The following is a 12,624-nucleotide window of genomic DNA, read 5'->3' as shown; positions in this document are numbered from 1 at the left end:
GCGCCCGGGCGGGGGACGCCCTCGCTGGTCGACGTGCCGGGGTCGGGTAACCCGGGTGGCAGCCCGTTACACCTGGGGCGCGCTCGTAGAACACCTTCGCACGATCGCCCACGGCGGGCACCTTCGGGGTGTTGCGGGACGAAAGGGGCGTCCTCAGCGTGCGGTGAGGATCCTCGGACCGGCGTCCGTGATCGCCACGGTGTGCTCCGCGTGGGCGGCGCGGGAACCGTCGTTCGTCTTCAGCGTCCAGCCGTCGGGGGCCGCGTGGTAGTGGTCCGTGCCGCCCGCGATGACCATGGGCTCGATCGCCAGCACCATGCCGTGCCGCAGGCGCATGCCGCGGCCCGGTCGGCCCTCGTTCGGGACCCCGGGGTCCTCGTGCATCCGGCGCCCGATGCCGTGGCCGCCGAAGCCGTCGGGGATGCCGTAGCCCGCCGCCCGGCAGACCGTGCCGATCGCGTGCGCGATGTCCCCGATGCGGTTGCCGACCACGGCGGCCCCGATGCCGGCCGCGAGGGCGCGCTCGGCGGTCTCGATCAGGCGCAGGTCCGCCTCGCGCGGGGTGCCGACGACGAAGCTGAGAGCCGAGTCGCCGACCCAGCCGCCCAGTTCGGCGCCGAAGTCGACGGACACGAGGTCGCCGTCGCGCAGGCGGTAGCGGGTCGGGACGCCGTGCACGATCGCGTCGTTGACCGAGACGCACAGGACGGCGGGGAACGGGGTCGGCGCGAAGGACGGCCGGTAGCCGAGGAACGGCGAGGACGCGCCCGCCTCGCGCAGTACGTCGTGTGCGACCTCGTCCAGTTCCAGCAGGGTCACGCCCACGCCGGCGGCCTTCCGTGCGGCCGTCAGCGCGCGGGCGACGACCTGGCCGGCCTCGTGCATGGCGTCGATCGATGTGTCTGTCTTCAGCTCCACCATGCCAATTACTATACCGGTATTAGAATGGGGGCATGGTGCGCACCCCTCTCACCCCCGAAGAGCGCGAACGCGGCGAGCGGCTGGGCCGGCTGCTGCGTGAGGCGCGTGGCGACCGGAGCATGACGGAGATCGCGGCGAGCGCCGGCATCTCCCCCGAGACCCTCCGCAAGATCGAGACCGGACGGGCCCCGACCCCGGCCTTCTTCACGGTGGCCGCCCTGGCGGCGGTCCTCGGGCTGTCGATGGACCAACTGGCCGGGCAGTGCGTGCCGGTGCCCGTCTGAGCCGCCCCGGATCCCTCCGTCCCGCGGGGGAAAACTCTCCGTAGCACCGCTGTAACGCGGCTGGTGTTGCCTACGGGGCGGAGTGCTGCGGTCGGGCGGGAGCTGAGTGATGACGGCGGAACAACTCCCCGGAGCGGTCCGGGAGTTCGCGAACCACCTGGACGGGCTGCTGGCACGCCTGGACCCGTCCGGCGGCTGGTGCGCGGTGTTCTGGCGGCGCGACCCCGAGGCCATGCGGGCGTGCCTCGACGGACGCGAGGTGCCTCCCTGGGACGTGGTCGACTCGCTGCTGAGCGATCTCGCCGCGGGGCACGGGCCGGGGGCGGCGGCCCGGGAGACCGCACGGATGCGTGCCCTGCACACGGCGGCGCTGCGCGCCCGCGACAGCGTCCCCGGCGCCCGGGCCGCCCTCCACCACCGTCTCGAGGCGCTGCTCGGCGCACAGCGGGCCGCCGCCGAACGCCGGGCCGCCCTCGCCCGCGGACTGGCCGCGGCCCCCACGCGTGACGTGGCCGACGCCCTCGCCCGGGATCTGGCCTGGGCCGAGGACGACCACGAACGCGCGAGCGCACGCTGCGCGGAGCTGCGCGCACGGATCACCGACGCCGAGGCCCACGGCGGGGCCGAGCCGGTCGCCGCCGACGCGTGCGGGGACGACCGGGACGGGTCGGGCGGGGCCGCCGGTGCGCCGCGGCCCAGCCGGAGCGGGCCGAACAGGACCGCTGACGCGTCGGGGCACGGCCGTGGCGCGCGGGCCGGGTCCGCGCAGGCGCAGCCGCGCGCTGCACGGGACGCGCCCGTCGAAGCCGCCGCCGCGTATCCGGGCGGCCGGGACCGGTCGGCCGGATCCGCCGGCGTGCCCGCGCACGGCCCGGGGCAGCCCGGTGGGGACGGCGGCGTGTTCCCCCGCCACCCGGGCGCGCCGGACGCCCGTGCCGGGGACGGAGCGCGTGGCCCGTCGGCCGGGGCCGTGCGTGGGGCGCGACCGCGCAAGCGCCGGCGCGGTGGTGCGCGCTTCGCCGGGTCGGTCGAGGAAGAGGGCGGATCCGCCGCCGTGCCGGACGCCGCCGGGCCGGGGCTTGCCGGGCCGGGGTTTCCGGCTCCCGCGCCGGCCGCCGCCCTTACTCCCCGCGGGGCGCGCTTCGCCGGGGCCGTGGACGACGCCGCCGGGCCCGTGCGGGGGGCCGGGGCAGAGGTGCCCGCGGGTATGCCGGAGACCGGGGCATCGGTGCCCGCGGGCGTGCGGGAGGAGGCCGGGGAGGTCGTGGCCGCGCTGGCCCGGCTGCGCGGCCAGGGGCGCGGCGGGCAGGCCCACGTCCTGCTGGCCGAGGCCGCCCAGGGGGACCCCACCCGTCTTCCCGCGTTCGCCGAGGAACTCCACCGCGCCGGGCTGGACGCCGACTGGCAGACCCTGCTGTGGGAGGCCGCCTGTCTGCCCGCCGTGCGGCTGGTCGCCGTTGCCGACGCGCTGACCGCCGCCGGGCGGGCCGAGGACGGCCGGCAGGTCCTGCGGCAGGGCGTCGCACGCCCGCCGGGCGAGATCGGTGGCGCGGTGCTCGGCCTGCTCGACGACGGCCGGGACCGCGAGGCGCGCGCACTGCTCGACGCCTACGTCAGGGCCCGCCCGCCCGAGGAGGCCGCCCGCAGCGCCGAGCCCGGCCCCCGGCGCCTCGTGCCGCTGCTGCTCCAGGCCGCCCGGGCCGTGTCGGACCGGCGGGGCCGCGACATCGCGCACGCCCTGCGGGCCGCCGGCCCACCCCCCTGACCGGCCCCGCGCCGGGCCCCGGTGGCTCACCCACAGGAGTGCGAATCGCGCTCCGCCCCGCGGGTTGGTGACGATGGTCTTGGCAAGCCCGTGCCGGAGGCTTACGTTCGTGGCTCTACGGCCCGCTTCTACGGGCGTAGAGGCGCAGACGTCGCGTCGAAGGAGCAGCTCATGGCCAACGTCGTACGTGCCGCTCTGGTCCAGGCCACCTGGACCGGCGACACCGAGTCCATGGTGGCGAAACACGAGGAGCACGCCCGCGAGGCGGCCCGCCGGGGCGCGAAGATCATCGGGTTCCAGGAGGTCTTCAACAGCCCCTACTTCTGCCAGGTCGAGGAGCCGGAGCACTACCGCTGGGCCGAGCCCGTCCCGGACGGGCCGACCGTGCGGCGGATGCGGGCCCTCGCCCGCGAGACCGGCATGGTGATCGTCGCGCCGGTGTTCGAGGCGGAGCAGCCCGGCTTCTACTACAACACCGCGGCGGTGATCGACGCCGACGGCACCTACCTCGGCAAGTACCGCAAGCACCACATCCCCCAGCTCAAGGGCTTCCGCGAGAAGTTCTACTTCAAGCCCGGCAACCTCGGCTGGCCCGTCTTCGACACCGCCGCCGGCAAGGTCGGGGTGTACATCTGCTACGACCGCCACTTTCCCGAGGGGTGGCGCCAACTCGGCCTGGCGGGGGCCCAGTTGGTGTACAACCCCTCCGCCACCCACCGCAGTCTCTCCTCCCACCTGTGGCGCCTGGAGCAGCCCGCGGCGGCCGTCGCCAACGGGTACTACATCGCCGCGATCAACCGCGTCGGCCAGGAGGAGTACGGCGACAACGACTTCTACGGCACGAGCTACTTCGTCGACCCGCGCGGGCAGTTCGTCGGGGACGTCGCCAGTGACAGCGCGGAGGAGCTCGTGGTCCGGGACATCGACCTCGACCTCATCGAAGAGGTGCGGCAGACGTGGGCCTTCTACCGCGACCGCCGCCCCGACGCCTACGAAGGGCTGGTGCAGCCGTGACCCACGACCTCCTGGGCCGCCACCGGGCCGTGCTCCCGGACTGGCTCGCCCTGTACTACGAGGAGCCCCTCGAGATCACCCACGGCGAGGGCCGCCACGTCTGGGACGCCGAGGGCAACCGCTACCTCGACTTCTTCGGCGGCATCCTCACCACCATGACCGCGCACGCCCTGCCCGAGGTGACCAAGGCGGTGAGCGAGCAGGCCGGACGGATCATCCACTCCTCGACCCTGTACCTCAACCGCCCGATGGTCGAACTCGCCGAACGCATCGCCCGGTTGAGCGGCATCCCGGACGCCCGGGTCTTCTTCACCACCTCCGGCACCGAGGCCAACGACACCGCGTTGCTGCTCGCCACGACCTACCGGCGCAGCAACACCGTCCTGGCGATGCGCAACAGCTACCACGGACGCTCCTTCAGCGCCGTCGGCATCACCGGCAACCGCGGCTGGTCCCCGACCTCGCTGTCCCCGCTGCAGACGCTGTACGTCCACGGCGGGGTGCGCTCCCGCGGCCCGTTCGCCTCCCTCGGCGACGCCGACTTCATCGACGCCTGCGTCGACGACCTGCAGGACCTGCTCGGCCACACCCGCCCGCCGGCCGCGCTGATCGCCGAACCCGTCCAGGGCGTCGGCGGCTTCACGTCCCCGCCCGACGGGCTCTACGCGGCCTTCCGCGAGGTGCTGCACGAACGCGGCATCCTGTGGATCGCCGACGAGGTGCAGACCGGCTGGGGCCGCACCGGCGAGCACTTCTGGGGCTGGCAGGCACACGGGCAGAACGGGCCGCCGGACATCATGACCTTCGCCAAGGGCATCGGCAACGGCATGTCCGTCGGCGGGGTCGTCGCCCGCGCCGAGATCATGAACTGCCTCGACTCCCACAGCATCTCCACCTTCGGCGGCACCCAGGTCACCATGGCCGCGGGCCTCGCCAACCTCACCTACCTGCTGGAACACGACCTGCAGGGCAACGCCCGGCGCGTCGGCGGCCTGCTCATCGAGCGGCTGCGCTCGGCCGCCGCCCAGGTTCCGGCCGTCCGGGAGGTGCGCGGCCGCGGCCTGATGATCGGCATCGAGATCACCCGTCCCGGCACCGACGAGGCCGACCCGAAGGCCGCCGCCGCCGTGCTGGAGGCGGCCCGGGAAGGCGGTCTGCTGATCGGCAAGGGCGGCGGCCACGACACCAGCGCGCTGCGCGTCGCCCCGCCGCTGTCCCTGAACGTCGCGGAGGCCGAGGAGGGCGCCGCGATCCTCGAGAACGCCCTGCGGAGCATCCAGTAGGGACGGACCGACCAAGGGGAGCCGCCGCCATGACCGTCACCTCGGACGCCCCGGAACCGGCCCTGTCGGTCCGGCAGGTCCTCGCCCTGGAGCGGGTCCTCGCCGGGGAGCCCGAGGTGGTGGCCGGGGCGAGCCACCTCGACCGGCCCGTGCGCTGGGTGCACGTCGCCGAGGCCGCCGACGTCGGCGTGATGCTCAGCGGCGGGCGAGATGGTGCTCACCACCGGCCTGCTGCTCGCCGGGGTCGAGAAGTACGGGGACAACGACTTCTCGGCACCTCGTACTTCGTCGATCCCGAGGCCCGGTTCGTCGGCGAGGTGGCGAGCGACAAGGAGCCCGAACCGGTCGTCCGCGACCCGGCCCTGGCCAAGCTCCGCGAGGTCCGCGACCGCTGGCAGTTCTACCGGGACCGCGCGCCGGGCGCGTACGGGCCACTGACAGCACCGTGAGACGCCTGCGGGGGACGCGCCCTCAGGGGCGCCGGGAACTGCACGAGCAACCACTCACAACCGGCACGTACAGACTGCGAGGAGCGACCACGACATGAGCAGCCGTACAGTCATCCGCGGCGGCCTCGTCATCACCGCATCCGACGAGATCCACGCCGACGTCCTGATCGAGGACGGCCGAATCGCCGCCCTCGCTGCCTCCCACACCCCCACCGCCGACACCTTCACGGCCGACCGGACCATCGACGCCACCGGAAAGTACGTCATCCCCGGCGGCGTCGACGCCCACACCCACATGGAGCTGCCCTTCGGCGGCACCTTCGCCTCCGACACCTTCGAGACCGGCACCCGCGCCGCCGCCTGGGGCGGCACCACGACGATCATCGACTTCGCCGTGCAGAGCGTCGGGCACAGCCTGCGCGAGGGCCTCGACGCCTGGCACGCCAAGGCCGACGGCAACTGCTCCGTCGACTACGGCTTCCACATGATCGTCTCCGACGTCAACGAGCACACGCTCAAGGAGATGGACCACCTGGTCGAGGAGGGCGTCACCTCCTTCAAGCAGTTCATGGCCTACCCGGGCGTCTTCTACAGCGACGACGGCCAGATCCTGCGCGCCATGCAGCGCTGCGCCGACAACGGCGGCCTGATCATGATGCACGCCGAGAACGGCATCGCGATCGACGTCCTGGTCGAACAGGCCCTGGCCCGCGGCGAGACCGACCCGCGCTACCACGGCGAGGTCCGCAAGGCCCTGCTGGAGGCCGAGGCCACCCACCGCGCCATCCGGCTGGCCCAGGTCGCCGGCGCCCCGCTGTACGTCGTGCACGTCTCGGCGTCGGAGGCGGTGGCCGAACTGGCCCGGGCCCGCGACGAGGGGCTGAACGTCTTCGGCGAGACGTGCCCGCAGTACCTGTTCCTGTCCACCGACAACCTCGCCGAGCCGGACTTCGAGGGCGCCAAGTACGTGTGCAGCACACCGCTCCGGCCCAGGGAGCACCAGGCCGCGCTGTGGCGGGGACTGCGCACGAACGACCTCCAGGTCGTCTCCACCGACCACTGCCCCTTCTGTTTCGCGGGCCAGAAGGAGCTCGGCCGCGGAGACTTCTCCAAGATCCCCAACGGCCTGCCCGGTGTGGAGAACCGCATGGACCTCCTCCACCAGGCGGTCGTCGACGGGCACCTCTCACGCCGCCGCTGGATCGAGATCGCGTGCGCCACCCCCGCCCGGATGTTCGGCCTGTACCCGAAGAAGGGCACCATCGCACCGGGCGCCGACGCCGACGTGGTCGTCTACGACCCGCACGCCGAGCAGGTCATCTCGGCCGGGACGCACCACATGAACGTCGACTACTCGGCGTACGAGGGCAAGCGCGTCACCGGCCGGGTCGAGACGGTCCTCTCGCGCGGCGAGCCCGTCATCACCGAGCGGGAGTACACCGGGCGCGCCGGGCACGGCGTGTTCACCCCGCGATCCACCTGTCAGTACCTCGACTAGGAGTGGCGCAGATGGACTTCGGACTCGTCCTGCAGACCGACCCGCCGGCCTCGCGGGTGATCAGCCTGATGAAGCGGGCGGAACGCAACGGCTTCACCCACGGCTGGACCTTCGACTCCGCCGTGCTGTGGCAGGAGCCGTTCGTGATCTACAGCCAGATCCTCGCCAACACCACGAAGCTCAAGGTCGGCCCGATGGTGACCAACCCGGGCACCCGGACCTGGGAGGTCACCGCCTCCACCTTCGCCACCCTCAACGACATGTTCGGCAACCGCACCGTCTGCGGGATCGGCCGCGGCGACTCCGCCATGCGCGTGGCGGGACGCAAGCCCAACACCCTGGCCCGGATCAGCGAGGCCATGAAGGTCATCCGCGCCCTCGGCAGCGGGCAGGAGGCCGACCTCGGCGGCGGGACCGTCGTCCGGTTCCCGTGGATCAAACCGGACGCCGAACTGCCCGTGTGGATGGCCGCCTACGGGCCCAAGGCGCTGAGGACGGCCGGCGAGGAGGCCGACGGGTTCATCCTCCAGCTCGCCGACCTCTATCTGACCGAGTACATGGTCAAAGCCGTCAAGGACGCGGCCGTCGCCGCCGGGCGCGACCCCTCCGAGGTGACCGTCTGCGTGGCCGCCCCCGCCTACGTGACCGAGGACGACTCACCCGGGGCCCTGGCCCACGCGCGCGAGCAGTGCCGCTGGTTCGGCGGCATGGTCGGCAACCACGTCGCCGACCTCGTGTCCAAGTACGGGCAGCACTCGGCGGCGGTCCCCGACGAACTCACCGAGTACATCGAGGCACGCGAGGGCTACGACTACTCCCACCACGGCCGGGCCGGGAACCCGGACACCCGTTTCGTGCCCGACGAGATCGTCGACCGGTTCTGCCTGCTCGGCCCGGTCGACCGGCACGTCGAGAAGCTGAACGCGCTGCGCGCCCTCGGCGTCGACCAGTTCGCCGTCTACGACATGCACGACGCGCAGGAGTCCGTGATCGACGCCTACGGATCGCGGGTGATCCCGGCCGTCAACGGCTGACCACCACCCCCTCGAACTCCCCCTTCCCAGCGGCTCGGGAAGGGGGCCCGGGCGCTCCCCAGCGCACCCCCCATGGGGGGTGCGCCGCGTCAGTTTCCGCGCCGGCACCCCGGCGACCTGCGTGCTCGGCGTGCTGATCTTCCCGTGGAAGCTGCGGGCGGCCGCTACCGGTACGCCGGCGGCCGGAACTGGCGGGCGGTCGTCGCCTTCGCGGCCGGCGGCGTCCTCGCCGTCGGCGGCGCGGGTTTCGGCCGCTGGTCGACGGCCGTCCGATCCCGGCCCTGGCCGGTCTGGCCGACTACGGCTGGGCGGTGGGACTCGGCACGTCGATGGTGCTGTACCTGTTCCTGATGGCTCTGCGGGCCCGCCGCCGCGCGGTGGTGTGACACGCGGGCCCGTGCCGCAGGGCGGCGGTGTCCCGGCGCGGTGGGCCGGTGCGGGAGGGGGGCGGTCCGGCGCGCCGGTCGGGGAAGCCGGGGGCCGGGGTCAGTCCTCACCGGCCTCCAGCGCGGCCACCGCCTCCTTCGCGGCCTTGATGGCGCCCCTGTTGACCGTGTCCGTGTCCGGCGCCTTCTTCGACTCGAAGTCGCTGCCGTTGTAGGTGACCGTCACCAGCGCGTTGGAGGCGCGGGCGACGACGACGCCCTCCCGGGTCTGCTGCTCGTCCTCGGTGGTGAGGTTCACCACGGAGTACGCGCCGTCGCCCAGACCCGGGACGGCTCCGCCGCCGCTGCGCTTGGCGGTGGCCGACCGGTAGGACGCGGCCGCCGCCTCGTCCGACGCCAGGATCTCGAAGGAGACGTCGAGCCAGCGGTAGTCGTACCCCTTGAGCGCGTTCCAGGAGCAGGTGCGGCGCACCTGTGCGTCCGTGGACGGGATCTCCTTGCCGGCCGTCTTCGCGCCCGGCACCAGCGACTCGACCGTCTTCTTCGCGACGCTGTCACAGGGCGCGGGAGCGGCCGTGTACGTCCTGGACTCCGCCGACGTCGACGGGGCGGAGGCGGTCTGGGTCCGGGTCTTGCCCTCGGCCGGCTTGTGCGCGGCGGCCGGCGGGGCGGCGGGCGGCCCGGAGGTCAGCGCCCAGCCCGCCGCGGCGAGCACGACGACCGGCGACAGGCGTGCCGTCAGGGCCAGAGGCAGGGGTAGGGAACGCACGGCGCACGGCGCCCTTCTCGTGGGGACGGACGGTGCGGAACGGGTCCGCACGGCGGACGGGGACGCCAGTGTCACACGAGTGCCTGTGGCGTGGAAGGGGCGACCGGGCACCCGGGCCGGACCACCACCGTTCGCACCGGCCCGGTCGCGCTGCGCTGCCCGGAAACCGCGCCATCGCCCCCGTTGCGGACGAATCCGGACTTGCGGCACCTGGCGACGGTCGGCGGCGACATCGGCGCCCGTGGGACACCGCACGCCACGTCGTGCGGCACGCGGCGCGAGGTTTGCGCCGCGGCGCGACCGGGGCAGGGGGAGCGGTGGCCCACGACGACGAGAGGTACCGCAGCCCTATGTTCACGTCCCGCCCCACCCTCCAGGGCACCTTCGGCATGGTCGCCTCCACGCACTGGCTCGCCTCGCAGTCGGCGATGGCCGTGCTGGAGGACGGCGGCAACGCCTACGACGCGGCCGTGGCCGGAGCCTTCGTCCTGCACGTCGTGGAACCGCACCTCAACGGGCCGGCCGGCGAGGTGCCGATCCTGCTCGCCCCGGCCGGCGCGGAGGTGCGCGTGCTGTGCGGGCAGGGCGTCGCCCCGGCCGGGGCGACCGTCTCCCACTACCGGGGACTCGGGCTGGACCTCGTCCCCGGCACCGGGCCCCTGGCCGCCGCGGTGCCGGGCGCCTTCGACGCCTGGATGCTGCTGCTGCGCGACCACGGCACCAGACCGCTCGACGAGGTACTGAAGTACGCCATCGGCTACGCCGAGCACGGCCACGCGCCTGTGGAGCGCGTCGGTGAGACCGTCGAAACGGTCCGCGAGCTGTTCGAGACGGAATGGACCTCGTCGGCGGACGTCTACCTGCCCGGCGGAAGGGCCCCGCGCCCCGGCGAGCTGTTCCGCAACCCCGCCCTCGCCGCCACCTGGAGGCGGCTGCTCGCCGAGACCGCCGGGGCCGGCGACCGCGAGGCGCGCATCGAGGCCGCGCGGGAGGTGTGGCGCACGGGATTCGTCGCCGACGCCCTCGTCCGGCAGGCCGCCCGACCGACGCGGGACACCAGCGGCGCCCGCCACACCGGCACTCTCACCGCCGCCGACCTCGCCGGCTGGTCCGCGTCCTACGAGAACCCGGTGACGTACGACTGGAACGGCTGGACCGTGTGCAAGCCCGGCCCCTGGAGCCAGGGTCCGGTCCTGCTCCAGCAGCTCGCCCTGCTCCCGTCCGAACTGCCGCCCTACGGCTCGGCCGACTACGTCCACCTGCTGATCGAGAACTGCAAGCTGGCCATGGCCGACCGCGAGGCCTGGTACGGCGACGCCGCCGACGTCCCGCTCGGCGACCTGCTGTCCGAGCAGTACAACGCGGCCCGCCGCGCCCTGGCCGGCGAGCGGGCCGACCACGACCTGCGGCCCGGCAGCCCCGGCGGCCGCACCCCGCGCCTGTGCGCCCACGCGCGCGTGGCCGCCGCCGCGCAGGAGGGTTTCGACGCTCTCGGCGTCGGCGAACCGACCGTCGCCAAGAGCCCGGCGTCCCCCGTGCCCGGCGAGCCCGAGATCCTCGCGGACGGCACCACGCGCGGCGACACCTGCCACCTCGACGTCGTCGACCGCTGGGGCAACATGGTCTCGGCCACACCCAGCGGCGGCTGGCTGCAGTCCAACCCGGTCGTGCCCGAACTGGGATTCCCGCTCGGCACCCGGCTGCAGATGACCTGGCTGGAGGAGGGCCTGCCCAACTCGCTCACCCCCGGCCGCCGCCCCCGCACCACGCTGACGCCCTCCCTCGCCCTGCGCGACGGCGTGCCCGTCATGGCGTTCGGCACGCCCGGCGGGGACCAGCAGGACCAGTGGCAGCTGCACTTCTTCCTCGCGGTCGCCCTGCGCGCCCCGGTACGCGGCGGCCTCGACCTCCAGGGCGCCATCGACGCCCCGAACTGGCACAACGACAGTTTCCCCGGGTCCTTCTTCCCGCGCGGCATGCGCCCGGGCAGCGTCACCGTGGAGTCGCGGACCGACCCGGCCGTCGTCGCGGAACTGAGGCGCCGCGGCCACGAGGTGACCGTCGGCGGCCCCTGGTCGGAGGGCCGGCTGTGCGCGGTCGCACGCGATCCGGGGACCGGCGTGCTGTCCGCGGCGGCCAACCCGCGCGGCATGCAGGGGTACGCCGTCGGCCGCTGACCGCGGCGGGCGCTGTTCATCGCGATTCCACCCGGAGTGCACCGGGCGGGTGGGGATTGTCAGTGCCGCGTGTTGTGATGGGGGAGTGATCGACAGCACCGAAACCATCGAAGAGTTTCTCGCACAGCACGCGTCCGACGTGGAAGAGGCCGTACGCAAGGCGGCCGCCGACGAGATCATGCCCCGCTGGCGCCGCCTCGCCGCGCACGAGGTCGACCAGAAGAACGGCCCGCACGACCTGGTGACCGACGCCGACCGCAAGGCCGAGCTGTACCTGACCGACGCGCTCGTCGCCCTGCTGCCGGGCTCGGTCGTGGTCGGCGAGGAAGCGGTCCACGCCAACCCGGCGTCGTACGAGGCGATCCACGGCGACGCCCCGGTCTGGATCGTCGACCCGGTCGACGGGACGCGGCAGTTCGTGCACGGCGAGACCGGCTTCTGCACCCTGGTCGCGCTGGCGCTCGGCGGCACCCTGCTCGCCTCCTGGACGTACGCGCCCGCCCGCGACCTGCTCGCCACCGCCGTCCGCGGCCGGGGCGCCCGGCTCGGCGGGGAGCGCCTGTTCGCCGGGCCCCCCGAGCCCGGCCGCGACCTGGGCGTGGCCACCTCCCACCCCGACTACACGACCGACGAGCAGAAGCGCGCCCTGCTCGGCCTGCGCACCGACGGGGTGGCGCCGCGCCCGTGCGGCTCGGCCGGCCTGGAGTACCTCGCCGTCGCCCGCGGCGAGCTCGACGCCGTGGCGTTCAGCTGGGAGGCCGCCTGGGACCACGCGGCCGGTCTGCTCCTCGTCGAGGAGGCGGGCGGCGTCCATCTGACCCGCGACGGCGAACCGTTCCGCATCACGGGCGGCAACACCCTGCCCTTCACCGCGGCCCGGGACGCCGCCACGGCCCGCCGCGTGGTCGAGCTGCTGTCCGGCGGGGTGTGAGGAGCGCGGAGCGGCCGGGAGGGGGACCCGGAGCCGCCGCGAGCCGTACCCGCCTGGTCGCAGCGTGTGCGTGCATCGGTTCCGGTCGCTGAGGCCCGTCTTCCCGCCGGAGG

10 protein-coding genes and 3 pseudogenes are annotated in these 12,624 nt (G+C 74.0%); 11 read left to right on the top strand and 2 right to left on the bottom strand.

Going from position 1 to position 12,624, the window contains the following annotated elements:
- Positions 1 to 153: 153 nt before the first annotated feature.
- Entirely contained in the window at positions 154 to 921 is a 768-nt protein-coding gene (gene map / locus Q5694_RS18625; protein ID WP_333934265.1) for a type I methionyl aminopeptidase, read from the bottom strand.
- Between the two features lie 32 nt (positions 922 to 953).
- Here map and Q5694_RS18620 point away from each other — a divergent pair, with 32 nt between their 5' ends.
- The 9 genes and pseudogenes from Q5694_RS18620 to Q5694_RS18580 form a co-directional block, all read left to right on the top strand.
- Positions 954 to 1,205: a helix-turn-helix domain-containing protein gene (locus tag Q5694_RS18620; RefSeq protein ID WP_333934264.1), complete on the top strand. Its 252-nt coding sequence runs from the start codon at positions 954 to 956 to the stop codon at positions 1,203 to 1,205.
- A 109-nt stretch (positions 1,206 to 1,314) separates the two neighbouring features.
- Positions 1,315 to 2,970 carry a hypothetical protein gene (locus Q5694_RS18615; RefSeq protein WP_333934263.1) on the top strand — a complete coding sequence of 552 codons (1,656 nt, stop codon included), beginning with the start codon at positions 1,315 to 1,317 and terminating at the stop codon, positions 2,968 to 2,970.
- Positions 2,971 to 3,141: 171 nt separating this feature from the next.
- Positions 3,142 to 3,984, top strand: a complete 843-nt coding sequence (locus tag Q5694_RS18610) for a nitrilase-related carbon-nitrogen hydrolase (RefSeq protein ID WP_333934262.1) — start codon at positions 3,142 to 3,144, stop codon at positions 3,982 to 3,984.
- Positions 3,981 to 5,267: an aspartate aminotransferase family protein gene (locus Q5694_RS18605; protein ID WP_333934261.1), complete on the top strand. Its 1,287-nt coding sequence runs from the start codon at positions 3,981 to 3,983 to the stop codon at positions 5,265 to 5,267. Before Q5694_RS18610 ends, Q5694_RS18605 begins: the two co-directional genes overlap by 4 nt.
- Before the next feature lie 29 nt (positions 5,268 to 5,296).
- A pseudogene (locus Q5694_RS18600) lies at positions 5,297 to 5,516 on the top strand (PucR family transcriptional regulator ligand-binding domain-containing protein); the annotation flags it as partial.
- Positions 5,508 to 5,716: pseudogene (locus Q5694_RS18595) on the top strand (acyltransferase); the annotation flags it as partial. The pseudogenes Q5694_RS18600 and Q5694_RS18595, both read left to right, overlap by 9 nt.
- Before the next feature lie 94 nt (positions 5,717 to 5,810).
- A complete protein-coding gene (gene hydA / locus Q5694_RS18590; RefSeq protein WP_333934260.1) occupies positions 5,811 to 7,214 on the top strand; it encodes a dihydropyrimidinase in 1,404 nt (467 codons plus the stop codon).
- Positions 7,215 to 7,225: 11 nt separating this feature from the next.
- Positions 7,226 to 8,248, top strand: coding sequence for a TIGR03842 family LLM class F420-dependent oxidoreductase (locus Q5694_RS18585; RefSeq protein ID WP_333934259.1), 1,023 nt, complete (start codon positions 7,226 to 7,228; stop codon positions 8,246 to 8,248).
- Between the two features lie 82 nt (positions 8,249 to 8,330).
- Positions 8,331 to 8,634 (top strand): annotated as a pseudogene (locus tag Q5694_RS18580) (cytosine permease); the annotation flags it as partial.
- 100 nt (positions 8,635 to 8,734) lie between these two features.
- Here the strand turns inward: Q5694_RS18580 and Q5694_RS18575 are convergent.
- On the bottom strand, positions 8,735 to 9,403 hold the full coding sequence (locus Q5694_RS18575; RefSeq protein ID WP_333934258.1) for a hypothetical protein: 669 nt from the start codon (positions 9,401 to 9,403) through the stop codon (positions 8,735 to 8,737).
- Positions 9,404 to 9,753: 350 nt separating this feature from the next.
- Here Q5694_RS18575 and Q5694_RS18570 point away from each other — a divergent pair, with 350 nt between their 5' ends.
- Positions 9,754 to 11,580 carry a gamma-glutamyltransferase family protein gene (locus Q5694_RS18570; RefSeq protein ID WP_333934256.1) on the top strand — a complete coding sequence of 609 codons (1,827 nt, stop codon included), beginning with the start codon at positions 9,754 to 9,756 and terminating at the stop codon, positions 11,578 to 11,580.
- A gap of 85 nt (positions 11,581 to 11,665) precedes the next feature.
- Positions 11,666 to 12,511 (top strand): inositol monophosphatase family protein, encoded by an 846-nt coding sequence (locus Q5694_RS18565; RefSeq protein ID WP_333934255.1) that lies wholly within the window; start codon positions 11,666 to 11,668, stop codon positions 12,509 to 12,511.
- The last annotated feature ends 113 nt before the right edge of the window (positions 12,512 to 12,624 follow it).

The sequence above is a fragment of the Streptomyces sp. AHA2 genome, assembly GCF_036857595.1.
Taxonomy (GTDB): Bacteria; Actinomycetota; Actinomycetes; order Streptomycetales; family Streptomycetaceae; genus Streptomyces.
Note: the sequence above shows the minus strand (reverse complement) of the source record. Positions and strands in the feature narration are given on the sequence as shown.

Bases quoted from the DNA above. Each gene is read 5' to 3' on its own strand.
- map (WP_333934265.1), bottom strand. From the start codon at position 921: ATGGTGGAGCTGAAGACAGACACATCGATCGACGCCATGCACGAGGCC.
- Q5694_RS18620 (WP_333934264.1), top strand. From the start codon at position 954: ATGGTGCGCACCCCTCTCACCCCCGAAGAGCGCGAACGCGGCGAGCGG.
- Q5694_RS18615 (WP_333934263.1), top strand. From the start codon at position 1,315: ATGACGGCGGAACAACTCCCCGGAGCGGTCCGGGAGTTCGCGAACCAC.
- Q5694_RS18610 (WP_333934262.1), top strand. From the start codon at position 3,142: ATGGCCAACGTCGTACGTGCCGCTCTGGTCCAGGCCACCTGGACCGGC.
- hydA (WP_333934260.1), top strand. From the start codon at position 5,811: ATGAGCAGCCGTACAGTCATCCGCGGCGGCCTCGTCATCACCGCATCC.
- Q5694_RS18585 (WP_333934259.1), top strand. From the start codon at position 7,226: ATGGACTTCGGACTCGTCCTGCAGACCGACCCGCCGGCCTCGCGGGTG.
- Q5694_RS18570 (WP_333934256.1), top strand. From the start codon at position 9,754: ATGTTCACGTCCCGCCCCACCCTCCAGGGCACCTTCGGCATGGTCGCC.